22 protein-coding genes are annotated in these 23,784 nt (G+C 71.3%); 17 read left to right on the forward strand and 5 right to left on the reverse strand.

Annotated features, from left to right (window positions below; translation table 11 throughout):
• Nucleotides 1-111 precede the first annotated feature (111 nt).
• From ACGF5O_RS08645 to ACGF5O_RS08665, 5 genes are all read left to right on the forward strand, one after another.
• Nucleotides 112-918, forward strand: a complete 807-nt coding sequence (locus ACGF5O_RS08645) for an SDR family oxidoreductase (protein WP_393809179.1) — start codon at nt 112-114, stop codon at nt 916-918.
• A 27-nt stretch (nt 919-945) separates the two neighbouring features.
• Nucleotides 946-1,839 carry a helix-turn-helix transcriptional regulator gene (locus tag ACGF5O_RS08650; RefSeq protein ID WP_393809180.1) on the forward strand — a complete coding sequence of 298 codons (894 nt, stop codon included), beginning with the start codon at nt 946-948 and terminating at the stop codon, nt 1,837-1,839.
• Nucleotides 1,840-2,281: 442 nt separating this feature from the next.
• The gene (locus ACGF5O_RS08655; RefSeq protein WP_393809181.1) at nt 2,282-2,656 is read left to right on the forward strand and encodes a hypothetical protein; all 375 of its coding nucleotides are present in this window, start codon (nt 2,282-2,284) and stop codon (nt 2,654-2,656) included.
• Nucleotides 2,657-2,727: 71 nt separating this feature from the next.
• The gene (locus tag ACGF5O_RS08660) at nt 2,728-3,360 is read left to right on the forward strand and encodes a SigE family RNA polymerase sigma factor (RefSeq protein WP_393809182.1); all 633 of its coding nucleotides are present in this window, start codon (nt 2,728-2,730) and stop codon (nt 3,358-3,360) included.
• Entirely contained in the window at nt 3,357-3,671 is a 315-nt protein-coding gene (locus ACGF5O_RS08665; protein ID WP_393809183.1) for a hypothetical protein, read from the forward strand. The genes ACGF5O_RS08660 and ACGF5O_RS08665 overlap by 4 nt, the downstream gene beginning before the upstream one ends.
• 359 nt (nt 3,672-4,030) lie before the next feature.
• On the opposite strand, the gene ACGF5O_RS08670 is transcribed toward ACGF5O_RS08665, so the two are convergent.
• Nucleotides 4,031-4,987, reverse strand: a complete 957-nt coding sequence (locus tag ACGF5O_RS08670; RefSeq protein WP_393809184.1) for a helix-turn-helix transcriptional regulator — start codon at nt 4,985-4,987, stop codon at nt 4,031-4,033.
• Between the two features lie 62 nt (nt 4,988-5,049).
• Here ACGF5O_RS08670 and ACGF5O_RS08675 point away from each other — a divergent pair, with 62 nt between their 5' ends.
• On the forward strand, nt 5,050-6,231 hold the full coding sequence (locus tag ACGF5O_RS08675; protein ID WP_393809560.1) for an epoxide hydrolase family protein: 1,182 nt from the start codon (nt 5,050-5,052) through the stop codon (nt 6,229-6,231).
• Between the two features lie 264 nt (nt 6,232-6,495).
• On the opposite strand, the gene ACGF5O_RS08680 is transcribed toward ACGF5O_RS08675, so the two are convergent.
• On the reverse strand, nt 6,496-7,926 hold the full coding sequence (locus ACGF5O_RS08680; protein WP_393809185.1) for a multicopper oxidase family protein: 1,431 nt from the start codon (nt 7,924-7,926) through the stop codon (nt 6,496-6,498).
• A gap of 426 nt (nt 7,927-8,352) precedes the next feature.
• Between ACGF5O_RS08680 and ACGF5O_RS08685 the strand changes: the two genes are divergently transcribed.
• The 3 genes from ACGF5O_RS08685 (at nt 8,353) to ACGF5O_RS08695 (ending at nt 10,704) form a co-directional block, all read left to right on the forward strand.
• Entirely contained in the window at nt 8,353-8,490 is a 138-nt protein-coding gene (locus tag ACGF5O_RS08685; protein WP_393809186.1) for a hypothetical protein, read from the forward strand.
• Between the two features lie 466 nt (nt 8,491-8,956).
• Entirely contained in the window at nt 8,957-9,457 is a 501-nt protein-coding gene (locus ACGF5O_RS08690) for a MarR family winged helix-turn-helix transcriptional regulator (RefSeq protein WP_393809187.1), read from the forward strand.
• Complete coding sequence (locus ACGF5O_RS08695; protein ID WP_393809188.1) at nt 9,448-10,704, forward strand: MFS transporter; 1,257 nt, start codon at nt 9,448-9,450, stop codon at nt 10,702-10,704. Before ACGF5O_RS08690 ends, ACGF5O_RS08695 begins: the two co-directional genes overlap by 10 nt.
• Nucleotides 10,705-10,877: 173 nt before the next feature.
• On the opposite strand, the gene ACGF5O_RS08700 is transcribed toward ACGF5O_RS08695, so the two are convergent.
• Nucleotides 10,878-12,266, reverse strand: a complete 1,389-nt coding sequence (locus tag ACGF5O_RS08700) for a glycoside hydrolase family 43 protein (RefSeq protein WP_393809189.1) — start codon at nt 12,264-12,266, stop codon at nt 10,878-10,880.
• 227 nt (nt 12,267-12,493) lie between these two features.
• On the opposite strand from ACGF5O_RS08700, the gene ACGF5O_RS08705 reads away from it, so the two are divergent.
• From ACGF5O_RS08705 to ACGF5O_RS08720, 4 genes are all read left to right on the forward strand, one after another.
• Nucleotides 12,494-13,918 (forward strand): amidase, encoded by a 1,425-nt coding sequence (locus ACGF5O_RS08705; protein ID WP_393809190.1) that lies wholly within the window; start codon nt 12,494-12,496, stop codon nt 13,916-13,918.
• 46 nt (nt 13,919-13,964) lie between these two features.
• Nucleotides 13,965-14,183 (forward strand): hypothetical protein, encoded by a 219-nt coding sequence (locus ACGF5O_RS08710; protein ID WP_393809191.1) that lies wholly within the window; start codon nt 13,965-13,967, stop codon nt 14,181-14,183.
• Nucleotides 14,184-14,316: 133 nt separating this feature from the next.
• The gene (locus tag ACGF5O_RS08715) at nt 14,317-15,807 is read left to right on the forward strand and encodes a flotillin family protein (RefSeq protein WP_393809192.1); all 1,491 of its coding nucleotides are present in this window, start codon (nt 14,317-14,319) and stop codon (nt 15,805-15,807) included.
• A gap of 343 nt (nt 15,808-16,150) precedes the next feature.
• Nucleotides 16,151-16,600: a type II toxin-antitoxin system PemK/MazF family toxin gene (locus tag ACGF5O_RS08720; protein ID WP_393809193.1), complete on the forward strand. Its 450-nt coding sequence runs from the start codon at nt 16,151-16,153 to the stop codon at nt 16,598-16,600.
• On the opposite strand, the gene ACGF5O_RS08725 is transcribed toward ACGF5O_RS08720, so the two are convergent.
• On the reverse strand, nt 16,554-17,453 hold the full coding sequence (locus ACGF5O_RS08725; RefSeq protein WP_393809194.1) for a TIGR02452 family protein: 900 nt from the start codon (nt 17,451-17,453) through the stop codon (nt 16,554-16,556). The genes ACGF5O_RS08720 and ACGF5O_RS08725 overlap by 47 nt on opposite strands.
• A gap of 300 nt (nt 17,454-17,753) precedes the next feature.
• On the opposite strand from ACGF5O_RS08725, the gene egtA reads away from it, so the two are divergent.
• From egtA to egtD, 4 genes are read left to right on the forward strand one after another with little or no spacing between them, the layout of a single operon-like run.
• Nucleotides 17,754-19,082, forward strand: a complete 1,329-nt coding sequence (egtA, locus tag ACGF5O_RS08730) for an ergothioneine biosynthesis glutamate--cysteine ligase EgtA (RefSeq protein WP_393809195.1) — start codon at nt 17,754-17,756, stop codon at nt 19,080-19,082.
• Entirely contained in the window at nt 19,079-20,404 is a 1,326-nt protein-coding gene (egtB, locus tag ACGF5O_RS08735) for an ergothioneine biosynthesis protein EgtB (protein ID WP_393809196.1), read from the forward strand. The genes egtA and egtB overlap by 4 nt, the downstream gene beginning before the upstream one ends.
• Nucleotides 20,404-21,207 (forward strand): ergothioneine biosynthesis protein EgtC, encoded by an 804-nt coding sequence (gene egtC, locus ACGF5O_RS08740; RefSeq protein ID WP_393809197.1) that lies wholly within the window; start codon nt 20,404-20,406, stop codon nt 21,205-21,207. Before egtB ends, egtC begins: the two co-directional genes overlap by 1 nt.
• Nucleotides 21,204-22,166 carry an L-histidine N(alpha)-methyltransferase gene (gene egtD, locus ACGF5O_RS08745; RefSeq protein ID WP_393809198.1) on the forward strand — a complete coding sequence of 321 codons (963 nt, stop codon included), beginning with the start codon at nt 21,204-21,206 and terminating at the stop codon, nt 22,164-22,166. Before egtC ends, egtD begins: the two co-directional genes overlap by 4 nt.
• A 179-nt stretch (nt 22,167-22,345) precedes the next feature.
• Here the strand turns inward: egtD and ACGF5O_RS08750 are convergent, their stop codons facing one another.
• Complete coding sequence (locus tag ACGF5O_RS08750) at nt 22,346-23,575, reverse strand: extracellular solute-binding protein (RefSeq protein WP_393809199.1); 1,230 nt, start codon at nt 23,573-23,575, stop codon at nt 22,346-22,348.
• Between the last annotated feature and the right edge of the window lie 209 nt (nt 23,576-23,784).

Raw genomic sequence — 23,784 nt, forward strand, 5'->3', positions numbered from 1 at the left:
AACACTCCATGGACACGCGAACTGCGGCTTTACCCCCATGAGTTCAATTCAGCTGCCCCGAATGCGCGACCGTGCCGGCGCCTTCTTCCACGACAGAAGAGATGGAGACCAATGACGGACAGTCAATTCACCACTCACACAGAACTTTTCGACCTGAGTGGGAAGTACGCCCTTGTCACTGGCGGCACCAAGGGAATTGGGATGATGATAGCCCGCGGCCTTCTCCAGGCGGGCGCCCGCGTCGTCATCAGCTCACGCGGGGCAGACACCTGCGCGGAGGCACAGCGTCTGCTGTCCGAATTCGGCGACGTTCGAGCAATCCCCGCCGACCTGTCCAGGCACGACGAGTGTCAGCGCCTCGCCGATCTCGTCAAGGCCGACTCGGAACACCTGGACATCCTTGTCAACAACGCGGGAGCGATGTGGCGCGAGCCGCTGGCGACGTTCCCGGACGAGGCCTGGGACGCAGTGATCGACCTCAACCTCAAGTCGCCGTTCTGGTTGGTGCAGGCGCTGCTCCCCGCACTTCGCAAGGCGGGCACCGCAGATGATCCCGCGCGGATCATCAACATCGGCAGCATCGCCGCCATCCACGTCGCCCAGGCGCCCAACTACTCGTACGCCAGCAGCAAGGCGGCACTCCATCAACTCACCAGAGTGCTTGCCAGGGAGCTGGGCCCACAGCACGTCACGGTGAACGCGGTAGCACCGGGAGTGTTCCCGTCGCGGATGATGGCGTCCACGATCGATGCCATCGGCGACACGATCGCGGCGGCGGCCCCTCTGCGCCGGCTCGGCCGCGACGACGACATGGCGGGTATCGCCGTGTTTCTCGCCAGCCGGGCCGGGTCCTACCTCACGGGTGCCATCATCCCGGTGGACGGCGGCACCGCGACGACCGCAACGGGTACCCCTTAGGCTGCGGGACGGGCATACGGCGAGGGGATGGCCACGATGGATCTACGCACCGATATCCGGGAGTTCCTCAGCTCGCGTCGCGCCCGCATCGCACCCGAGCAGGCGGGCCTGCCCGCTTACGGCGGCAACCGTCGGGTCAAAGGTCTGCGCCGCGAGGAGGTCGCGCTGCTGGCGGGGGTGTCGGTCGACTACTACGTGCGCATGGAGCGCGGCAGCCTCGCCGGTGCCTCCGACGGCGTGCTCGACGCGTTGGCCTCTGCCCTGCAACTCGACGAGGCCGAGCGCGACCACCTGTTCCACCTCGCGCGCCAGTCCAGGGCGCCCAGCGGCCCACGCCGGCGCAGGCCTGCCGTGACGGTGCGCTCGACGCTGCAGCAGGTGCTCGACGCGATCTCCGATGCGCCGGCCTGGATCGGTAACGGCCGTTATGACGTGCTCGCCATGAATCAACTCGCCCGCGCGCTGTATTCACCGGTGCTGGCCGACCCGCGACGGCCCGCGAACACGGCGCGGTTCGTCTATCTGGCTCCCGAGGCAGCCAGAGATTTCTTTGTCGACTACGACCGGATTGCCGGTGACGTGGCCGCGAAGCTGCGCATGGAAGCCGGCCGCAATCCGCACGACGAGGAGCTGATCGCCCTGGTCGGCGAACTGTCGACGCGCAGCGAGCTGTTCCGGCAGCGGTGGGCGTCCCAGGACGTGCGGCTGCACCGGTCAGGACGCAAGCGGATGCGCCATCCGATCGTGGGCCGGCTCGACTTGGACGTCGAATCCCTGGAACTGCCCGCTGAACCCGGCCTGCACCTCAACGTCTACACCGCCCCCGCGGGCACACCGACCGCTGACAACGTAGCGCTCCTGGCGTCGTGGGCGGCCACCCAACAGACCCTGGCGACCGAACTCGAAGCACACAACGGATAGTCCAACCGCTTCAGCCGTACTGGTCAGCGGACTATGACTCGCCGACGGAGACCTGCTGGGCGGGTGTGACTGAGTATCGGAGTTGGCCCCGATGGACAACTACGGTGCACAGGAGGTCGCGGTGGTGAGCGCCGTCGGCACCGGCGCCCGGCCGACGGTCGCTCGGCCTCGGACCGGGCCAGACGGGTGCCTGGCACGACACGAAGCCGACCCGGATGTTCGCCACCGGGATGCCCGGCTCGGCTTACGTGGTGCGCAGTCGGGTGACCGTGATGAGGAGACGACCGGCCCCGCGCAGGCCGCAGATTTTTTTTGCGGAGAGCGACAACCTCGAGTGGGGCCGCACGTCTGGTGGGGTGAAAGGCGTTTCCGGGACGGGATTTCAGTCCCGGTGCTGCCTGACCTGTCAGCGTTGTCCATGAACTCTATGGAGTCGTTTCCTATGCGCCACGCCCGCGCCAAGAAGTCAAACCGTTCCCTCCGCACCTGGGTGCTGGGGTCGACTGCCGGTCTCGCCCTGGTGGTGGGCGGCGGCATCGCCGCTCAGGCGGCCACCGCCGACCACGCGCACCCGGCCAAGTCGGCCACGGCCGACCCGAAGCCCGTGCCCTCCACCCCGGGCAAGCACACCTCCACCGACACCGACCCGACCCCGGTCCCGGGCGACGCGAACGGCAAGCCCTACCCGTCCGCCGTGCCCTCCACACCGGCCAAGCACACCTCCACCGACACCGACCCCACTCCGGTCCCGGGCGACGCGAACGGCAAGCCCTACCCGTCCGCCGTGCCCTCCACCCCGGGCAACACCGGCCGCTGAGTCGCCGACCACAGGTGTGGCGGGGCCGGACAGGAGCCGGCCCCGCCGTACCCTTGATGTGAACGAGGACGATGCAGCTCACCCTTGCCCTGCCCTGGTGGGCCCGGCTACTGCGCCGCGCCCGGACCACCTCCTCCACTCCGGCGTCCGGCGCGCCGCTCATCGGCCGACGATTCCGGCACCTGCGTTCGGTGGCCGACCGGGACGGCGAGGAAGACTCCCCCACACTCGCCGATCTGTACCGGACCCGGCGGCTCGACATGGTCCGGCTGGCGGTCTTCCTGGTCGACGACCTGCACACCGCCGAGGACGTCGTCCAGGATGCCTTCGCCGCCGTCTGCCGTCGGCACGGCGAACGGCTGGACGACCTCCAGGACGCGCATGCCTACCTCCACACCGCGGTGGTCAACGCCGCCCGCTCGGTGCTGCGTCGGCGGCGCACCGCGCGCGCGTACACCCCGCCGTACCAGGGTCCGGGGGCGCCGGTCGACGAGTTGCTGCTGCTCGCCGAGGAGCACCGGCAGGTCTTCGACGCGCTGGCGCAGCTCACCGCGCGCCAGCGCGAGGTACTGGTCCTGCGTTACTGGTCCGACCTGACCGAGGCGCAGATCGCCGACACCCTCGGCGTGTCCCGTGGCACCGTCAAGTCGACCGCGAGCCGCGCGCTCACCACACTGGAAAAACTCTTGGAGGTGGACCGATGAGTGCTCGGGCACCGATCGAGGAACGACTGCGCGCCGCGCTGGAAGCACGCGGGCAGCTCATCAGCGCCCACGACCTGTCACCAGGCCGCCCGCCCGCCGGAGGTACCTGGGGCACACGCAGGATTCGGCGGGTGCTGTACGTTGCCGCAGCCGCCACCGCGGCGGCCGCAGCCGCCGTCGTCCTCGTGCTGTCCTCCAACACCCCGGACCGCCCCCGCCCGGCACCGCCCGCACAACATTCCAGCCCCACCGCCACCCCTACCTCCACCGTCCCGTCCGCGGTGCCCTCCGCCGTCCCGTCCGGGCCCTAGCAGGGCTCCGTTACCGACGTTGAACTTGGGTTGTCGTGGGCGGGGGTGACAGCCCGGTTCCGGCGAGGCACCCGTCGGTCAGGCCGGGGCGGTACCGGATCGTCCGGTCGGCGTCGACACGGTCTGGCTGGGCGAGTTCGGATGGAGGCACGATCGCATCGGTCAGCACGCGGCGCTCGGCCAGGCTCTCGAACCCGTGCCCGCGTCCCGTCGCCGTCATGAACGCGAGCCCGGGCCGGTGCCACTGCCTCGGGTGCCACGAGAACGCGCGCACAGGACGGGCCCGGGTCCAGGCAAACACGGCAAGATCACGAACAGGACAGGTCACGTGGACGAACCTTGGGCGGGCCGCTTCCCTCTCATCGCCGCTGTTGCGTCGCGTGGCAGCGGTTGCCGATCGTGCGGAGGGCGTCGAGCAGTTCGGGAGGCCCGTCGACTTCGAAGTCGGCGTCGATGACCAGAATGTGTGCGGCGAGCATGTGCGGAGACTCCGCGCCGACGTGGACCAGACAGGTGTGGTCGTCGACGGCTTCGACGACTGTGGCCGGGGTCAGCCATTGCACCAGCTCGGTAGCCGATTTGTGCACCCGCACCCGCGCGCGGCAGCGGGTGAGCGCGGCGTCGACGCCTTTGGTGACATAGGCGGTCAGGTCCCGCTCCGGGGGCTCGCGGGGTGTAAAGCGTGGCCCGGTAGGGGTGCGGAGCTGCATCCGGTCGGCGCGGAAGGTGCGCCAGTCGGCGCGCTCGAGGTCCCAGCCGATGAGGTACCACTTGCGGCCGAGGTGCACCAGCCGGTGCGGCTCGAGCTCCCTGCGCTGGTCGGTGCCGTCGTGGGTGCGGTAGTCGAAGCGTAGGCGGTGCTGGTCCCGGCAGGCCGCGGCAATCGCGGTCAGGACCTCCGGCGCGACGACCGGTCCGCCGTGTCTGGGGATGACGATGGAGGTGCGCAGGAGGTTGATCCGGCGACGCAACCGGGCAGGCAGGACCTGTTCGAGCTTGGCCAGCGCCCGGGTGGCCGCTTCCTCGATCCCGGCGACCGCGCCGGCGGCCGCGCTGTTCAGGCCGATCGCGACGGCGGTGGCCTCGTCGTCGTCAAGTAGCAAGGGAGGCAGCTTCGCCCCGGGTGTGAGCTGGTAGCCCCCGCCGACGCCGGGCAGCGCGTGCACCGGGTAGCCGAGCTCTCGCAGCTTTCCGATGTCGCTGCGCACGGTGCGCGCGCTCACCCCAAGTCGCTCGGCGAGCTCCGGCCCGGTCCATGAGGGGCGGGCCTGCAGCAGTGACAGAACCTGCAGCAATCGGGCGGAGACGGTCAGCACGATGAATACGCTACTCCTATTGCGGAAGGGATCTTTCCGCAATAGGAGGTGTCATGGAGGGCATGACGAACAACACCACCGAAACCGAGATCCGTCCGTTCCGGATCGAGATCCCGCAGGCCGCCCTCGATGACCTGGACGAGCGCCTGGCCAGGATCCGCTTCCCGGACGAGCTGCCCGGCACCGGCTGGGACCTCGGCGTCCCGACCGGATACCTGGCCGAACTGGTCGACTACTGGCGCAACGGCTACGACTGGCGGGCGCACGAGGCCCGGCTGAACGACTTCCCGCAGTTCGTGACGGAGATCGAGGGCACCCGGGTGCACTTCCTGCATGTCCGCTCGCCCGAGCCGGACGCGGTGCCGCTGGTCCTCACCCACGGCTGGCCGGGCTCGATCGTGGAGTTCCTCGGCCTGATCGGCCCACTGAGCGACCCGCGCACCCACGGAGGCGACCCGGCCGACGCCTTCCACCTGGTCATCCCCTCCGTGCCCGGCTTCGGCTTCTCCGGGCCCACCCGCGAAACGGGCTGGAATCCGAACCGAGTGGCCCGGGCGTGGGTGGAGCTCATGCACCGCCTCGGCTATGAGCGCTTCGCCGCTCAGGGTGGCGACCTGGGCGCGTTGATCACGCCGGAGCTCGGCCGGGTCGCGCCCGAGTCGGTCATCGGCCTCCATGTGAACGCCGCCTCCGTCGGTTTCCAGCCGATGGGCCCCGCGCCCGAGGACGTGGTGGCCAAGCTGACCCACGAGGAGCGGCAGCGCCTGGCGGCGCTCGGCAGGTTCGCCGCCGACGGCACCGGTTACCGGGCGATCCAGTCGACACGTCCGCAGACCCTCGCGTACGGTCTGACCGATTCCCCGGCCGGCCAGCTCGCCTGGATCATCGAGAAGTTCAAGGAGTGGTCCAACCCCTCGGCCGAACTGCCCGAGGACGCGGTCGACCGGGACACGCTGCTCACCAACGTGATGCTGTACTGGCTCACTGTGACAGCAGGCTCGGCAGCGCGGGTGTACTACGAGGCGGCCAAGCACGCCCAGGCCGGCTGGTTTCCCCTCACGCGTTCCGAGGTGCCCACCGCGGTGGCGAACTTCGCCGGCGACACCGCCATCCGGCACTGGGCCGAAGAAGCCAACACCATCGTCCGCTGGAGCGAGTTCGACCGCGGCGGACACTTCGCGGCCCTGGAAGCCCCCGGCCTCCTGGCCCGCGACATCAGGGAGTTCTTCCGCTCTCTTCGGTGACCTCACAGCGACCCCGGGTCCTCCCTCAGCCCTCGCCGTCTTTCTGTGCGGCCGACCGTGAAGCGCAAGGCGGCCAACTGAAGCACTCAGCGTGCGACACGAGGTCGCACCATGAGCACCGTAGTGGGCCTGGATGGACAGCCATGGTGCTCAACTACCGGTGTCCGACCCTGAGTTCCGTCGTCTCCCGCCATCCGCGCGCCGCGGTCTGCGTCGGCCGGGATGGCGGCTGAGGCGACCTCGCCTTCCGTGCTGCCTCATCTCTCACGGTTCGATGTAGTGGACGGTCTGCATCATGCCGAGGTCCTCGTGGTGGAGCTGGTGGCAGTGCGCGATGGTGCGGCCGGTGAAGTCCTCGTACTTCACCAGGAAGGTGACGGACTCTCCGGGGGTGCCGCCGGCCAGGCCGACGGTGTCGTGCCAGACGGGCACCGGGAGCCGCCGGCCGTTGCGGTGGGTGACGAGAAACTGGTTGGTGTGCAGGTGGAAGGGGTGGTTGAACGCGGGGACGGTCTCGCCGGTGCGGACGGTCCACCGCTCGACCGTGCCCAGTCGCAGGGTGTGGTTGGTGAAGGCGGGGTCGAACAGACCGTATGCCGGGTCACGGGTCAGGTCGCCGTGGGGGTCGGCCGCGGGGGTGGCTCCGGTGCCCAGCATGCGGTAGGCGTTGGGGAAGGCTCCCGGGAAGACCCCGGGGTCGACGTGGAGAACGACCTCCCGGTCCGCGCCGGGGTCGGTGACGTCGCTGTCCTCGATGAGCGGCCGGCCCGGTGGCAGCGAGCGCGGCACGCGCATCGGCGGTGCGACGGGTGCGCCGGCCACCTCGATCGTCATCAGCGGCACGGGCACACCCTCGGCGCGCAGTGCGTACCGGCCTGCCGCACCTGCCTGGACCAGCACGTCGGCGCGGTTGCCCATGGCCAGGTCGATCTCCTGGCGCACGAGCGGTGCGGCGAAGGTGACGCCGTCCTGAGCGATCTGGTGCACCGTCGGTCGGGGGGTTTCGCCGGCGACGGTCAGGCGCAGGGCGGTGACCGCGGTCGCGGCGACCAGGCGCCACCGCTGGACCTCGCCGGGCCGCAGTACGAGGGTCGGGTTGACGGCGCCGTTGACCGTGAACGTGGACGCGACGGCCGTCACCCAGGCGTTGGAGGCGAAGGCAGGGACCCGGCCGTCCCGGAGCTTGAGTTCGCTGATGACGACGACGATGTCGGCGGCGGCCCTGATCTCGGGCACCTCGTCGACGTCGCCCTCCACGATGATCGCTCCGGCCATGCCGCCGACGATCTGCTCCGCGGTGGATCCGTGCAGGTGTGGGTGGTACCAGTAGGTTCCGGCGGGGTGGTCGGCCGGTACCTGCACAGTCGTCACATACCGTGGCTCGGCGCCGCCGGCGGCGGCCTCGTCGGGTGTGCGCGGGGCGAACTCGCGCAGGACGTTGTCGGCGCGCCCGGACGGGGAGACATGCATCCCGTGGGTGTGCAGGTTGAGGCTGTTGGGGCGGTGCGGTGTGTTGTGTCCGCCGGTGTGGGGCGGGTTGGGCGGCAGGCCGTTGATGTGGGTCAGCCGCAGCGTGTCTCCGCGGCGCACCCGCAGGGTCGGCCCCGGAACGGTCCCGTTGTAGGTACGGGTGCCGACCTGTCCGTAGCCCGGGACCCAGACGTCCGTGAACCGGACGTCGAGGGTCTGCTCCACGAGCGGCGACACCGGCCCGTGCACCGACCGTGACGACGAAACCGCCGGTTGCGGGAAGCCCGCCGGCACCGCGGCTGTGCGCCGTCCGGCCGGTACCCCACCGGGTGCCCCTACGAGACCCGCCGAGGCCCTGAGCACCGACCGACGACTGACCTCTCCACATACCCCCATACCAGTTCAATCTAGATCGACTTGTGAAGGCCGCCCGGGGGACGCGCCGTGGGCACCGGATATCGCCGGTGATGCCGTTGCATTCCTGCGCTCCTGCGTGGCTGCGGGCGATGCGCGGAGCGGAGACCACACGTCACCCATTCGGCCTATGCGTGCCTGTCCCCAGGTGCGGCGTCCCCCGTTCGGCCGCACGGTGGACGTGGCCGACTTGCCGCCACGCAACAGCCATGATCGCCAGCTTCTCGGGGAGGCGCCGTGATCGTGATAGCCCTGCTCACCCCGGTGGTGCCGCTTCTCCTGCTGATCGGACTGCCCGCACTGGAGGACCGCCTGTTCCCGCCACCACCCCTTCCGGAGCCGACGGACCCCGGAGAACGTGCCGAAGGCGACTGACGCTCCGGCCCTCGTCCCCCTCGGGGACCGCGGGTTCCGAAGTCCCCGAGGCTGCGCCGGGGCGGGACAGCTGCCACCAGCCGACCGCCACGGCCTCGCGGTCTCTGCCGCGGGGAGAGGCGCACGTCAGCGCTATGCGCGTTCGGCCGAGCTGCCGATGGAGAACGGGCACGTGGTGGTCCACCGGCCGGGCCAGGTGGCCGCACCGGACACCACCGTCCTGCCGGTCATGGTCCGCGACGGGGTCTTCGGCGACCCGGTCAAGCCCCACAGGAATTGGAGTGGCCCTACCCGGGCCTGCCCGCGGCCGTCGTCTCGCAGTTCGCCGGACACAAGGTCGGTGCCCCGAGGCCGTCGCACCCACGGCCTCGCTCGGCTCACGGCATATGTCGTGGACCGGTCGTCGGCCCGGCGCTGACACAACAGAAGCAACAGTGCTTATATAAGCACTGTTACGATGCGTCTCATGGCCGACCCCCGCGCACTCGACCCGACGCAGCAGAGCCGCTGGCGCCCCCTGCGCCTGCTTCAGGCGTCAATGGACGCCGACATCGCCCAGGTCTACTCCGAGCAGCAGATCGACGGGCTCAAGCCCAGCTTCGTCATGGAACTGCTCCGGCTCCACGCCTGCGGACCCATGACCATCGCGGAACTGGCCGAGTCGGTCCAGCGCACGCACTCGGCGCTCAGCCAGAAAGTCGCCGCGATGCGCACGGCCGGCTGGGTCCAGACCGTCGTGGGCGACGACGCACGCACCAAGAAGGTGACGCTCACCGACAAAGCCCACCGCATCGTGGACCGCCTGGCGGCGGAATGGCGGGCCACCGAGGCCGCCGTCGCTGACCTGGAGGCCGAGGTTCCCTACCCGCTCTCCCAGGTCGTCACCGATATCGAGCGGGCTCTGGAGCGCAAGAGCTTCCACGACCGGATCACCGAGAAGCTGGCGGAGGATCCCGTATGGGGCTGAAGCGCACGCTGATCGACGTGACTCCGTTACGGTCCTCACCACCGTTCCGGCGGTTGTGGATCGGGCAGACCCTGTCCGGTTTCGGCGGCCAGATGACACTCGTCGCCGTCATGTTCCAGGTCTGGCAGATGACGAAGAGCACCACGTGGACAGGCGCCGTCGGGCTGGCCCAGGCGATACCCCTCGTCGCGCTCGGACTGTTCGCCGGCTCGCTCGTCGACCGGGTGGACCGCCGGAAGTTCTACCTGCTCACGATCAGCGGACAGGCTGCGTGTTCGCTCCTCCTCGCATTCCAGGGCTTCCTCGGGCACGTTCCTGCCGCCGGCGTCCTGGCGCTGGTCGCACTCCAGTCCTGCTTCGGCGCAGGCAGCGGCCCCGCCTCGCGCACCTTCATTCCCCACCTCCTGCCCAAGCGCCAACTGGCCGCGGGTCTGGCGCTGAGGCGAATCGCCTTCCAGGGCGCCATGCTGCTCGGTCCCGCACTCAGCGGACTGATCGTGGGCGGGCTGGGAGCAGGCGCCTGCTACCTGATCGACGCCCTGACCTTCATCGCCGCGCTCTACGGCGCGTTCGGCTTGCCGCAGATGGACCCCGGAGACGAGCCCGCACGGCCCGGCCTGCGCGGAGTGCTGGACGGCCTGGCCTTCCTGGCACGCACCCCCGTCATTCGAGGGGCCCTGCTCACAGACCTGGCCACCACCGTGCTGTCGATGCCCATCAGCCTGTTCCCCCTGGTCAACGCCGAACAATTCGGCGGCAACCCCCGCACCCTCGGGCTGTTCCTCACAGCCATCGCCGTCGGCGGCGTCGCAGCGTCGCTCTTCTCCGGAACCTTCACACGGTTCCCCCGCCCCGGCCTGGCCATGCTGGGCGGATCCGCCACCTGGGGCGCAGCGCTGACATTGTTCGGCTTCTCGCCCAACCCATGGGCCGGTTTGACCTTCCTCGTCATAGCCGGCGCCGCCGACACCGTCTCCGTCGTTTCCCGGAGCACCGTCGTCCAGATGCACACCCCGCACGATCTGCTCGGCCGCGTCAGCGCAGCCGAACAGATCGTCGGGCAGGCGGGACCCGACATCGGCAACATGCGCGGCGGTCTCGTCGCAGACGCCACCTCGGGAGCAGCAGCCCTCGCCAGCGGTGGCCTGCTATGCCTCGGCGCCATCGTCGTGGTGGGCGCCACCACGGCAGACCTGCGCAGTTCCTCCGTATCGTCCCATCCACACACAGCCGCAGCCAGCCCATGAGCTCCGAGGCGCGCAGTCACTGGTTCCAACTCTCGTGACCAGGTTCCAACTACACCGGACGCCCGTTGCACATCCGTTGCACATTTCCGCGGGAAATCCCCAGAAATCGAGGGAACCCGCGGGGACCACTGGCGGGCAATCAGAACGTATCCCCAGGTCAGCAGCGGTGCAGGTCAGGACCAGGCCGTCACCGGTGTGAACGAGCTGTCCTGGCGGAACAGGTCCGTGCCGTCAGAGATGTCCACGCGGAGTTGGTAGTTGTAGTGGCGCAGGTAGCGGCCCGGGTAGTTGTACGACTCGAAGCGGACCGATCCGTCGGCCGAGCCCGTGCGGGCGATGAACGTGGCGTCCTGGGCGAACGTCGTGGTGCCGTCGTTGGCGTCGAAGCGGCCGCGGAAGTCGTAGTGGCGGAGGTAGTTGCCACTGGCGTCGCGGAAGGAGTAGCCGTTGGCGTCGGCGAGGCCCGCGACGACGGTGAAGGTGGCCGCCTGCTTGTCGGCGGTGGCGCTGGAGCCGGTCACCACCGGGAGGTTGAGGAGGGCGGACACCTCTTCCCAGTACCTGGTGGGGTAGTTGGCCGACCGGAAGGAGCGGGTCGCGTTCTTCGTGACCGACGGGCCGCCGGACACCGTCTCCTTGATCACCGTGAAGTGCCGGGCCGTGCCCGAGAGGGTCGGCAGGGCGGTCGGCGCGGACCACGTGGCGAACGTGTCGTAGCTGTCGCTGTAGTAGTAGTTGCCGTCGCCGTAGCCGTCGAAGAAGATCCGCCAGCCGCCGTTGTCGAGCTGGATGACGGAGGGGCCCTCGCGGTAGCTGCCCCAGCCCGCCCAGTCGCCGGTCCTGGAGATCGTGTAGGGGCCCTTGAGGCTGGTTGCCGTGCCGTACTCGATGTACTTGGCCGTCTCGTTCTTCGTGAAGGCGTGGTAGGCAGAGCCGATCCGCACGATGTACGTGTCGATGTGGTTCGTGCCGATGCCGGACAGGGCGACCGGTGAAGTCCAGGCGGTGAGGGCCGAGTTGGTTGCCGTCAGGAGGTACGGCGTGAAGATCCACTCGTCGTCGGTCGTCGAGCAGGACACGATGACGTTGACGCTGCCGTCGCTGTCGACGAACCACTCGGGCGCCCAGGCCCGGGACAGGTTCGTGATGGGGACCGTGTAGTCGTACAGGAAGGTCCAGTTGACCCGGTCGGCGCTGCGGGCGAAGCCGATCGTGGTGCTCTCGTCCTCCCAGGTGTGGGTGGTGTAGGTGACGTAGTAGTAGCCGTCCGTGTGCTTGAAGACGCTCGCGTCCCGGATGCGGTTGCTGGGCGGGGTGTAGGCCGAGGACTGCAGGAGGCGGAAGTCGGTGGCGTCGTCGGACTGGTAGACGTTGACGGTGCCGTCGTCGCTGTCGAGGAACGGGACGATGGTGTAGCGGGTGGCGTAGCCGCTCGCGGGGGCGGCGGCGTCGGCCGTGCCGAGCAGGCCGGGCAGTTCGCCCAGGGCCAGGGCCGTCGCGGGCAGGGCGGCCAGCGCGCGCAGCAGGGTGCGACGGGACGGGGCGGGGGGACGTGTGGTCACGGCGGCTCTCCGGGGGGGGCTCGTGCAGACGCGGACACGGCAACGCGTCCGGTATTTCGAACTGAGTTCGACAAGTCGACGCAGAAAGTAGAAGTCACGCCAGGTGCACGTCAATGCTTTGCGCAGGACTGGGGCGCAGCTGGACGCCGGCTGTGCGAAACCTGTCCTGCCGGAGCCGGATCGACGTTACTCTCCGGTAAACGTCGCGCCCGGAGGTGGGTCACCGCATGTCGTACGACCGTTCCGCAGGCCTCGCCGAGTCCGTACGCGCGCTGGCCGCAGGTGAAGTGACGTCCCGTCAGCTCACTGAGGAGTGTCTCGCGCGGATCGAGGCCACCCAGGGCTCCCTCAACGCCTTCCGTATCGTGCGCCGTACCGCCGCCCTCGCCGAAGCGGACGCCGCCGACCGGGAGTTGGCCGCCGGAGTGCGCCGACCGCTGCTCGGGGTGCCGGTCGCGGTGAAGGACGACACGGACGTGGCCGGCGAGCCGACCGCCTTCGGCTGCCCGGGCGAGTTCCCGCCGGCGGCGGAGGACGGCGAGGCCGTACGGCGGCTGCGCGCGGCCGGGGCCGTGATCGTCGGCAAGACGAACACGTGTGAGCTGGGGCAGTGGCCGTTCACCGAGGGGCCGGCCTTCGGTGCCACCCGCAACCCCTGGCAGCCAGGTCACACTCCGGGCGGGTCCTCGGGCGGGTCGGCCGCCGCCGTCGCGGCGGGCCTCGTGCCGGCCGCGCTCGGCTCGGACGGCGCCGGATCCGTGCGCATCCCGGCCGCCTGGACCCACCTCGTCGGCATCAAACCGCAGCGCGGCCGCATCTCCACCTGGCCGCGCGGCGAGTCCTTCCAGGGCATCACCGTCAACGGCACCCTGGCCCGCACGGTCGCCGACGCGGCCCTGCTGCTGGACGCGGCGAGCGGGAACCATCCGCAGGACCCGCACCAGCCACTCCCGTTGACGCTCACCGACGCGGTCGGCCGCGATCCCGGGCGGCTGCGTATCGCGCTCTCCCTCAAGCCGCCGTTCACCGCGCTCCCCGCGCGCCTCCAGCCGGAGCTGCGCACCCGGGTCCTCGAACTCGCCCAGAGACTGGCCGCGTTGGGCCACACCGTCGAGGAGGCCGACCCGCCCTACGGCCAGATCGGGCTCACCTTCGTCCCGCGTGCCACGGTCGGGATCGCCGAACGCGTCCGCGAGGCCCCGCACCCGGACCTGCTCGACCGGCGCACACTGGAGGCGGCCCGCCTGGGCCGGCTGCTCGGCGGGGCCCCGCTGCGGGCCGCCCGGCGCGCGGAGGCCGCCCTGCGGGGCAGGATCGGCGCCTTCTTCACGTCGTACGACGTCGTCCTCGCGCCGACCACCGCCGCTCCCCCGCCCCGCGTCGGCGCGTTGCTGGGCCTCGGTCAGTTCGCCACCGACCGGGCGATGATCGCCGCCTGCCCCTACGCCTGGCCGTGGAACGTGCTGGGGTGGCCGGGGGTGAACGTGCCGGCCGGGTTCGTCGGGGACGGGCTGCCGGTGGGCGCCCAGTTGCTCGGGCCGGCGGACAGCGAACCGCTGCTGGTCTCCGTCGCCGCCCAGCTGGAGGCCGAACTGCGCTGGCACGAGCTCTGGCCGCCGCAGGCCGCGGCCGTCGACGCCCCGGCGGCGTAGCAGCAGGCCACTTTCCCCTCGCTTGACCTGACCGTACCCTCTGACCATGGACGATGCGGCGATGGTCGGGCTCGTGGGGCGGGTCAGCGGAACGGTCGGGCCCGGGCTCGTCGGCGAGGTGATCGTCCGGGTCCGCGGCGGCGCCGAGCACTTCCTCGCGTACGCCGCCGACGGCACCGGCCGGATCGAGCGGGGCACGGTGGTGATGGTGGTGGAGTACCTGCCGCCGCGGACGGTCTACGTCACGCCCGCGTACGACAGTTGAGCGGGCTAAGCCCCAGGTGAGGGGCGTATGCGTCAAGATTGCAACAAGGAACCGCCAGCGTCTTCACCCGGCGCTCGCACGGGCGCACACTCCCTTCGTTCGGTGCCGAAAGGGCACCATTCAAAGGGGGCGTATGCCGATGGTTGTCGGCGTCGTTGCGGGGGTGGCGGTTCTCGCCGTTCTCGTGCTGATCGGTGTGTTCAAGATGATGTGGCGGGTCGCCGAGCCGAACGAGGCGCTCATCATCTCCGGTTCGAAGCATCGGACCGAGGGGCTCGAAGAGGGCATGGGGTTCCGGATCGTCACGGGGCGGGGCACGCTGGTGCTGCCGGGCGTGCAGGCGGTGCGCAAGCTGTCCCTGGATCTCAACGAGACCGAGTTGTCGGTCGACTGCGTGACCCAGCAGGGCATTCCGCTGAAGGTGCGGGGCGTGGTCATCTTCAAGGTGGGCGACGACTTCGTGTCGATCGCCAACGCGGGCCGACGTTTCCTGGACCAGCAGAAGATGATGTCCGAGCGGGTGCACAACGTGTTCGCGGGTCATCTGCGGTCCATCGTGGGCGGGTTGACGGTCGAGGACATGATCCGCGACCGGGACAAGCTCACCGGGCAGACCCGGGCCGCCTGCGGCACCGAGATGGAGAAGCTGGGGCTCATCGTGGACTCCCTGCAGATCCACGAGATCGAGGACCCGACCGGGTACATCCAGAACCTGGCGATGCCGCACGCGGCGGCCGTGCAGCGGGACGCGCGGATCGCGCAGGCGGAGGCGAACCGGCTCGCCACGGAGGCGGAGCAGCAGTCGTTCGCCCGGATGGCCGAGGCCACCCGGGACAGCGAGATCCTCCAGGCCGGCTACCAGGCCGAGCGGGACAAGGCGGCGGCCCAGGCCCGCCAGGCGGGTCCACTCGCCGACGCGGCCTCCCGGCAGGAGGTCGTGGTCCAGGAGACGCGGGTCGCCGAGCTGGAGGCGCACCGGCGCGAGCAGCAGCTCCAGGCGGACGTCCGCAAGCCGGCCGACGCCAGGGCCTACGAGAAGCGGACGCTGGCCGAGGCCGAGCGTGACGCGCGTATCTCGGCGGCCCAGGCCAAGGCGAAGGAGACGGAGCTGGCGGCGGCGGCCGAGGCGACCCGGGTCAAGGCGGCCGCGGGTGCCGAAGCCGAGGCGACCAAGTCCCGGGGTGCGGCCACCGCGGCGGCGACCCGGGCCACCGGTGAGGCCGAGGCGGCAGCCGCGCAGGCCAAGGGGCTCGCGGAGGCCGAGGCGGCCAGGGCGAAGGGGCTCGCGGAGGCGGAGGCCATCAAGGCCCGTGCCGCCGCCCTCGCGGAGAACCAGGAGGCGGTCGTCGCCCAGCAACTCGCCGAGAACTGGCCGGAGATCGTCAAGGCGGGCGCGTCCGCCTTCGGCAACGTCGACAACATGGTGCTGCTCAACGGCGCCGACGGCATGGCCGAGTTGTTCGCCAAGGCGCTCACCATGGGCGGCACGGGGCTCGGTCTCGCCCGTCAGCTCCTCGCGTCGATGAACCAGAACGGGCAGACGCCGGCCGGTACTTCACCGGCCCTCAACGGGGTCACGTCCCCGCCGTCGCAGAAGGTGCAGGTGGAGGAGGGCGGCGAGTAGCGGCTGGAGAACAACCGAAACGCAGGGGTGCCCCCGGCCGCGGCCGGGGGCACCCCCGTTCTCACTCCTGTGCGTTGAGCCGTTGCAGCAGCTCCAGCAGTGTCGTCCGCTCCGCCGTCGACAGGCCTGTGAAGCAGTCGGCGAGCACCTCGCCGGCCGCCCCGTGCCCGGCCGCCGGTGTCCGCTCCCGTCGGCGGTGAGGTGGTGCCGGATCCGCGCGCCCAGGCCGGTCACCCCCCGCACCTCGAACGCCCCGGCGTCACCGCCGAGTTGATCGAGGCGGAACCGCACCGCCCAGGCACCCCGCCTGTTCTCGCAGGCTGAGGCCCCTTAGGGTGCCCTCGTGACTGCGTATATCGACGACGAGAACATCCCCGGCCGTTACGGCCCCACCGCGACCACCGAGGCCGACCCGCGCGAGGTCGGCACGGTGCGCACCGAGTACTCCCCCGCCCACGACGGCGACCCCGACCCGGGTGAGATCGTGTGGACCTGGGTCCCGTTCGAGGAGAACGACGGGCGGGGCAAGGACCGGCCGGTGCTGGTCGTCGCCCGGGAGGCGGAGGGCACCCTGCTCGCCGTCCAGCTGTCCAGCAAGCGGCACGACAACGACCGCGAGTGGGTGGCGATCGGCAGCGGGCCGTGGGACCGCACCGGACGCGACTCCTGGGTGGACGTGGACCGCGTCCTGCGCCTGCACGAGGACGGCATGCGCCGCGAGGCCTGCGCAATCGACCGGGGCCGCTTCAACCTCGTACGCCACCGGCTGCACGAGCGCTACGGCTGGAAGTGAGCCGCTGGTCGCGGACGGCGACGGTCCGGAACGCCTCCTCGAAGGCTCCCCGGACCACGGCTCCCGGCGTGCGGTCCAGGACCCCGAACACCACGTGTGCGAAGGTGCCCGCGAACCGTCCGCCGGGGCCCAGCAGCTCCCGGAAGGCGCCCGCGACCTGCGCCGGGTCGTTCTGGAACACCCCGCAGCCCCAGGCGCCGAGCACCAGCCGCCCATAGCCGTGCGCGGCGGCCACCTCCAGCACCCGCTCGGCCCGTACGGCGAGGGCACCCGGCAGTTCACCGGCGCGCTCCGGAGCCGTACGGCGGATCACGCCCGCGTTGGGCGCGGCGGCGGTGAGGAAGCCCGCGCGGTAGGGCTCGGCGAGCAGTGCGCCGCGGTCGTCGCGGAAGACCGGGACGGCCGGGGAGTGGATCACGCGGTCCGTGTAGAAGGGGTCGCGGTGTGCGCGGTGGTGGTCGTAGTAGGCGGCGGCCTCGCGCACGCACGTGTACAGCGCGGAGGCCCGGCACAGGGCCTCCTCCTGCGCCTGGGCGCCGTTCAGGTAGCCGCCGCCCGGGTTGCGGGCCGAGGCGAAGTTGAGCACGGCCACCGGGGCGTCGGCGAGCCGGCGGGCGGCCTCCAGACTGCTCTCGCCGGTGACCTCGAAGACGGTGTCCGGTGCGGGCGGGACGGGATCGCGATCCGGGGACGGCGGGACCGGCACCGGTTCCGGGCCGTACAGCCGCGTCCCGGCCCGTGCGGCCGCGATGTCGGCGGCCAGCGGGACCTCCCGGCCGTCGGGGGCACGGTAGCTCCCCGCGGCGACGATCTCCTCGGTCTGCCGTGCGATGCCGCGCAGGCGCGCGCTCATGGCGCCACCCCCGTGGACGCCATGGCCGCGGCCCGCGCGGCCTCCCCCGTCGTGCTCATGCACGCATCCTGGGCGATGCTGGTGGTGCCGTGCAACGGAGTTTCCCTGGCCTGAAACGGCTGGAAACAGGCAACGAAGGAGCAACGAAGCGGCGAGGAAGCAGAGGTTACCGATCTAGAACGTGCCGATAGGTGCCCTTGTGCGAACGGACGTGAAGGTCTTGGGTGGGACGGACGATGCCGCCCCGGACGTATCCACGGCCGGGACGGTGGCATGGTGGAATCTCAGGAGGATCCCGACATGTCCGACTCGATATCCGACAGCGGCGACTGTACCGACGGATCGGTGAGAACCGACTTCTCGGACGACCGCACGACTGTCACCGAGGCCGAGGTGGAGGCCCTGGTCAAGGGCATCTGCTTCAAGACCGGCCCGCCCCGCACGCTCGGGGTCGAAGTGGAATGGCTGGTCCACGAGCTGCGCAGACCGCAGCTCCCGGTGACACCCGAACGACTCGAAGCGGCCTACGCCGCACTGCGCACGGTGCCCCTGGGGTCGGCGCTCACCGTCGAGCCCGGCGGCCAGCTGGAGCTCAGCTCGCCGCCCGCCGCCTCCCTCACGGAGTGCGTTGGCACCGTCTCCGCCGACCTGGACGCCGTCCGCAAGGTCCTCGCAGCACAGGACCTCGGACTTGTGGGCGTCGGTCACGATCCCTGGCACACCCCCCGCCGCTTCCTGCGCGAGCCGCGCTACGACGCGATGGAGAGCTGCCTGGACCGCACCGGCACGGCCGGCCGCCACATGATGTGCTCCTCGGCGTCCGTCCAGGTCTGCCTGGACGCCGGCCACGAGGAGCCCGGCCCGCTCGGGTACGTCCGGCGCTGGTGGCTGACCCATCAGCTCGGCCCGGTGCTGGTGGCCGCGTTCGCGAACTCCCCGCTGGTCGGGCAACGGCCCACCGGCTGGCTCTCCACCCGGCAGCTGCTGTGGATGGAGATCGGCGCGGGCCGCGCGGGCGGGCCCCCGCTGGACGGCGACCCGCGCGCCGCCTGGGCCCGGCACGTGCTCGACGCACCGGTGATGTGCGTACGGCGGGACGGCGGCCCCTGGGAGGTCCCCGAGGGCCTGACCTTCCGGGCCTGGACCCGGTCGGGGGCGCCCACCGGCGCGGATCTCGCGTACCACCTCACCACCCTCTTCCCGCCGGTCAGACCGCGGGGTCATCTGGAGCTGCGGATGATCGACGCGCAGCCCGGCGACGACGGGTGGATCGTGCCGCTGGCGGTGACGGCGGCGCTGTTCGACGACCCGGAGGCCGCCGAGACCGCGTACCGGACGGTGAAACCGCTGGCCGAGCGGGCGGGGCCGCGACCCGCCCCGAACAACCCGCTGTGGATCGACGCGGCCCGCACCGGGCTCCGCGACCCCGAGCTGCACGAGGCCGCCGTCGCCTGCTTCACGGCGGCCCTGGAGGCCCTGCCGAGGATCGGCGCGGCCCCCGGGGTCACGGACGCCGTGGCGGCCTACCGGGACCGGTACGTGCTGCGGGGCCGCTGCCCGGCCGACGACCTGCTGGACCGACTGCGCGGCACGGCCGGTCGCGCCCATGGGAAGGACATCAGCGCATGACCGAGACCGACGCCGACATCGATATCGAGACCCTGCGGGACCGGGCGCTGAAGTCCCTCATCACGGCCCGCGACCGCACCACGCTGCTGACCAGCTGCGTGGAGGGGCCCGACCTCACCGCCCAGCACTCCCCGCTGATGTCCCCGCTGGTCTGGGACCTCGCGCACATCGGCAACCAGGAGGAGCTCTGGCTGCTGCGCAACGTCGGCGGCCGGGAGGCGATGCGCCCCGAGATCGACAGCCTCTACGACGCCTTCGAGCACCCGCGTTCCGAGCGGCCCTCGCTGCCGCTGCTGCCGCCCGCCGAGGCCCGGCAGTACGCGGCGGAGGTGCGCGGCCGGGCCCTGGACCTGCTGGACAGCGCGGCGTTCAGCGGCACCCGGCTGACCGAGGCGGGCTTCGCCTTCGGGATGATCGCGCAGCACGAACAGCAGCACGACGAGACGATGCTGATCACCCATCAGCTCCGCAAGGGCCCGCAGGCCCTGACCGCCCCGGACCCGGCCCCGGTGCCGCCGTTCACCGGCCCGGCCGAAGTCCTGGTCCCCGGCGGCGAGTTCATCATGGGTACCTCCACCGAGCCCTGGGCGCTGGACAACGAACGCCCCGCGCACCGGCGCGAGGTGGCGCCCTACTGGATCGACACCGTCCCGGTGACCAACGGCCGGTACCTGGCGTTCATCGAGGACGGTGGCTACGAGAACGAGCGCTGGTGGACGCCTGAGGGCTGGGCGCACATCCGGGAACACTCCATCTCCGCGCCGCACTTCTGGCACCGGGAGGGCCGCCAGTGGCTGCGCCGCCGGTTCGGGGTCACCGAGGTCGTACCGCCCGAGGAGCCGGTGCTGCACGTGTCCTGGTACGAGGCGGACGCCTACGCCCGCTGGGCCGGGCGCCGGCTGCCCACCGAGGCCGAGTGGGAGAAGGCCGCCCGGCACCACCCGGGCGAGGACCGGTCCCGGCGCTATCCGTGGGGCGACGCCGACCCGGCGCCGAACCACGCCAACCTGGGCCAGCGGCACCTGCGCCCGGCCCCGGCCGGCAGCTACCCGGACGGCGAGTCACCGCTCGGCGTACGGCAGTTGATCGGTGACGTGTGGGAGTGGACGGCCAGCGACTTCGAGCCGTACCCGGGCTTCACCGCCTTCCCGTACAAGGAGTACTCGGAGGTGTTCTTCGGCCCCGAGTACAAGGTGCTGCGCGGTGGTTCGTTCGCCGTGGACCAGGTGGCCTGCCGGGGCACGTTCCGCAACTGGGACTACCCGATCCGGCGGCAGATCTTCTCCGGCTTCCGCACCGCCCGTGACGCGGAGACCGCCTGATGTGCCGTCACCTCGCCTGCCTGGGACCCGAGGAGCCGCTCGGCCGGCTCCTCGTGGAGCCCGAGCACTCCCTCTACCGGCAGTCGTGGGCGCCCCGGCACCAGCGGTACGGGACGGTCAACGCGGACGGCTTCGGGGTCGGCTGGTACGCACCGGGCGATCCGCAGCCGGCCCGCTACCGGCGGGCCGGGCCGATCTGGGCGGACCCGTCCTTCGCCGACCTGGCCCGGGTCGTGCGCACCGGCGCGCTGCTGGCCGCCGTACGGGACGCGACCCTGGCGGGCGCGGACGGGGAGGCCGCGGCGGCGCCGTTCGCCGCGGGCCGCTGGCTGTTCAGCCACAACGGGGCGATCCCGGGCTGGCCGGGGTCCATGGCGCCCCTGGTCCCGCTGCTGCCCCCGGCCGACCTGCTGTCGATGGAGGCCCGCACCGACTCGGCGTTCGTCTGGGCGCTGGCCCTGCACCGGCTGCGGTCGGGCACGGAGCCGGGCCCGGCCCTTGCCGAAACGGTTCAGCAGGTGGCCGAGGCGGCGCCCGCGGCCCGGCTGAACCTCCTCCTCACCGACGGCGAGACCATCACCGCCACCACCTGGGGCGACAGCCTCCACTACCTCGTGGAACCCGGCCTGCGCACCGTCGTCGCCTCCGAGCCGTACGACGACGACCCGCGCTGGCAGGAGGTCCCCGACCGCACGCTGCTCACCGCGAGCCGCGCGGGCGTCGCTCTCACGCCCGTCGAGGACCCGGTCGAGAACCCGGTCGAGGGCCTGGCATCGGTACCACCTAAGGAGCCTTGTACGTGAGTCCCTTCCGTGTCACCCGCACCCTTCCCGAGGACGCGACGGACGCCGCGCTGCGCGCCGATGTCCTGACCGGCCTCACCGCAACGCCCAAGACGCTGCCGCCGAAGTGGTTCTACGACGCCCGGGGCAGCGAGCTGTTCGAGCGGATCACCGAGCTGCCCGAGTACTACCCGACCCGGGCCGAGCGGGAGATCCTGCGCACCCGGTCCGGCGAGATCGCCGCCGCGAGCGGTGCCCGCACGCTGGTGGAGCTGGGCTCGGGCTCCTCCGAGAAGACCCGCCTGCTCATCGACGCGCTCACCGGCATCGAGGTGTACGTCCCGGTCGACGTCAGCGAGAGTGCGCTCGCGCAGGCCGGGGAGGCGCTCGTCGCGGAGCGGCCGGGGCTGACCGTGCACGCCCTGATCGCCGACTTCACCGGCCGCCTCGAACTGCCCGAGACGCCGGGCCCGCGGCTGCTGGTGTTCCTCGGCGGCACGATCGGCAACCTGCTGCCCGCCGAGCGGGCGGAGTTCCTGGCCTCGGTGCGGCGGCGGCTCGCGCCGGGCGACGCGCTGCTGCTCGGCACCGACCTGGTCAAGGACGAGGGGGTGCTGGTCCGGGCGTACGACGACGCGGCCGGGGTGACGGCCGAGTTCAACAAGAACGTCCTCGCCGTGGTGGACCGGGAGCTGGACGCCGACTTCGACCCGGACGCCTTCGACCATGTCGCCCTGTGGGACGCGGAGAACGAGTGGATCGAGATGCGGCTGCGCTCCCGGGTGGCGCAGACCGTGAAGGTGCCGGCGCTCGATCTGGCCGTGGACTTCGCGGCGGGCGAGGAGCTGCGGACCGAGGTGTCGGCGAAGTTCCGGCGGGACGGGGTGACCGCCGAACTGGCCGCCGCGGGGCTGGAGCTGACCGATTGGTGGACCGACGCGGAGGGGCGCTTTGCGCTGTCGCTGAGCGTGGCGCGCTGAGTAGTCCGCCGGGCGCTCCGCCGGGGGGCCGCGCCACGTCGTCGGTCGTCTGCGGCGCCGACGTGGCTGGTAGCGCAGTTCCCCGCGCCCCTTTCGGGGCGCTGCCACGCCGTCGAACGTCCGCGGCGCCGTCGTGGCCGGTCGCGCAGTTCCCCGCGCCCCTTTCGGGGCGCGGACGCTCACCCGAAGTCCGGTGCGAGTAGGTCGGTGATCTGTCGGGAGGCGCGGCGGGCCTCGGTCTCGGGGTCCGCTCCGCGGAGCACCTTGGTCATGTAGGTCTTGATCGGGTTTTCGGCCTCCACCGCCGGCCAGTCCGGGGTGTGGGGGGTCGCCCGTCCCCGTGCGGCACCCGCCGCCATGGCGGCGACCCCCTCCTCCCCGGCCACCGCGCCCGCCAGCGTGGTCTTGTTGGGCACGTAGTTCATGGTGCGGGCCAGGTCGGTGTCCCACTTGGCGCCGGTCAGCGCGCCGACGACGGCCGTCGCGTCGTAGGGCCGGTCGGTGTTCTGCGGTACGACGAGGTCGGAGCCTCCGGTGAAGACGGCACCGGGGTGGTCGGCGGTGAGCCCCGGCACCGGGAAGTAGCCGATCTCGTCCTTCAGTTCGGGATTCTCCTGCACGACGGACTGGGCGAGGCCGGGCACCGCGACGATCTGCGCGACCTGTCCGCCCGCGAACACCTGGGCCTGGGGCGGGTGTTCCTCGTCGGCGTCGACGGGTCCCCTGCCGAGGGCCTGGAGTTGCCGGTAGAAGTCCATCCCGCGCAGCGCGGCCGGGCTGTCGAGGGCGCCCTTCCAGTCCGCGTCCGACTCCCGGGCGAGGTCGCCGCCCTCGTCCCAGATGAACCCGGAGAGGGTGTACCAGTCCTGTCCGGCGAGGTAGATCCCCTGGTCGCCGCCGGAGTTGAGCTTCCCGGTGTCGGTCAGCCACTCCTCGCGGGTCTTCGGCGGGGAGGTGATCCCGGCCTTCTCGAAGAGGTCCTTGCGGTAGATGACGACCCGGTTGGCGGCGTACCAGGGGATGCCGTACTGGCGGGAGTCGTCCCGGCCGGGCTCGGCGAGGCCGGGCAGCCAGTGCTCCTTGCCCCAGTCGCGCATCGACTCCAGGGTGAGGTCGGTGAGCCGGCCGTCCTCGACGTACTGCGGGACCTGGGTGTTGCCGACCTCGATGACGTCGGGCGCGTCGGCGGAGTCGCTCTTCAGGGCCGCCTGCACCTTGTCCACGATGCCGGTCCAGTCCTGGATGCGGATGTCCAGGCGGATGTCCTTGTGGGTGCGCTCGAAGTCCGCGGTGAACCGGTGCAGGAAGTCCGCCGAGGCGCTGTTCCGCATCAGCCAGACCGTGACCGTGTGGCGCCCGCCCCCTTCGCCCGGCAGGACTCCACAGGCGCTCAGCAGGGCGGCGGACACACAGACGAGGGCAAGTGGGCGGCGATGTCTCACGAGGGTTCCTGTTCTGTCTGGCGGACAGGCGAAGAGGCCCGACGTGGGGGAACGAGCACCGGGGCTCGTACGGGTGTACGGGATTTTGGTATGGACCAATACGGAGGGTCAAGACCTGTCTGCGTTTCGGAACCGACGCCTCGCGCTCCGCTTCCGGATGCGGCACCGTGGAGTGA

Source organism: Streptomyces sp. NPDC048291 (genome assembly GCF_043201715.1).
In the GTDB taxonomy this organism is placed as follows: Bacteria; Actinomycetota; Actinomycetes; order Streptomycetales; family Streptomycetaceae; genus Streptomyces.

What these genes read in the sequence shown, in the direction of transcription:
- ACGF5O_RS08645 (WP_393809179.1), top strand. Translation starts at nt 112, where the DNA reads ATGACGGACAGTCAATTCACCACTCACACAGAACTTTTCGACCTGAGT.
- ACGF5O_RS08650 (WP_393809180.1), top strand. Translation starts at nt 946, where the DNA reads ATGGCCACGATGGATCTACGCACCGATATCCGGGAGTTCCTCAGCTCG.
- ACGF5O_RS08655 (WP_393809181.1), top strand. Translation starts at nt 2,282, where the DNA reads ATGCGCCACGCCCGCGCCAAGAAGTCAAACCGTTCCCTCCGCACCTGG.
- ACGF5O_RS08660 (WP_393809182.1), top strand. Translation starts at nt 2,728, where the DNA reads ATGCAGCTCACCCTTGCCCTGCCCTGGTGGGCCCGGCTACTGCGCCGC.
- ACGF5O_RS08665 (WP_393809183.1), top strand. Translation starts at nt 3,357, where the DNA reads ATGAGTGCTCGGGCACCGATCGAGGAACGACTGCGCGCCGCGCTGGAA.
- ACGF5O_RS08675 (WP_393809560.1), top strand. Translation starts at nt 5,050, where the DNA reads ATGACGAACAACACCACCGAAACCGAGATCCGTCCGTTCCGGATCGAG.
- ACGF5O_RS08690 (WP_393809187.1), top strand. Translation starts at nt 8,957, where the DNA reads ATGGCCGACCCCCGCGCACTCGACCCGACGCAGCAGAGCCGCTGGCGC.
- ACGF5O_RS08695 (WP_393809188.1), top strand. Translation starts at nt 9,448, where the DNA reads ATGGGGCTGAAGCGCACGCTGATCGACGTGACTCCGTTACGGTCCTCA.
- ACGF5O_RS08705 (WP_393809190.1), top strand. Translation starts at nt 12,494, where the DNA reads ATGTCGTACGACCGTTCCGCAGGCCTCGCCGAGTCCGTACGCGCGCTG.
- ACGF5O_RS08710 (WP_393809191.1), top strand. Translation starts at nt 13,965, where the DNA reads ATGGACGATGCGGCGATGGTCGGGCTCGTGGGGCGGGTCAGCGGAACG.
- ACGF5O_RS08715 (WP_393809192.1), top strand. Translation starts at nt 14,317, where the DNA reads ATGCCGATGGTTGTCGGCGTCGTTGCGGGGGTGGCGGTTCTCGCCGTT.
- ACGF5O_RS08725 (WP_393809194.1), bottom strand. Translation starts at nt 17,453, where the DNA reads ATGAGCGCGCGCCTGCGCGGCATCGCACGGCAGACCGAGGAGATCGTC.
- egtA (WP_393809195.1), top strand. Translation starts at nt 17,754, where the DNA reads ATGTCCGACTCGATATCCGACAGCGGCGACTGTACCGACGGATCGGTG.
- egtB (WP_393809196.1), top strand. Translation starts at nt 19,079, where the DNA reads ATGACCGAGACCGACGCCGACATCGATATCGAGACCCTGCGGGACCGG.
- egtC (WP_393809197.1), top strand. Translation starts at nt 20,404, where the DNA reads ATGTGCCGTCACCTCGCCTGCCTGGGACCCGAGGAGCCGCTCGGCCGG.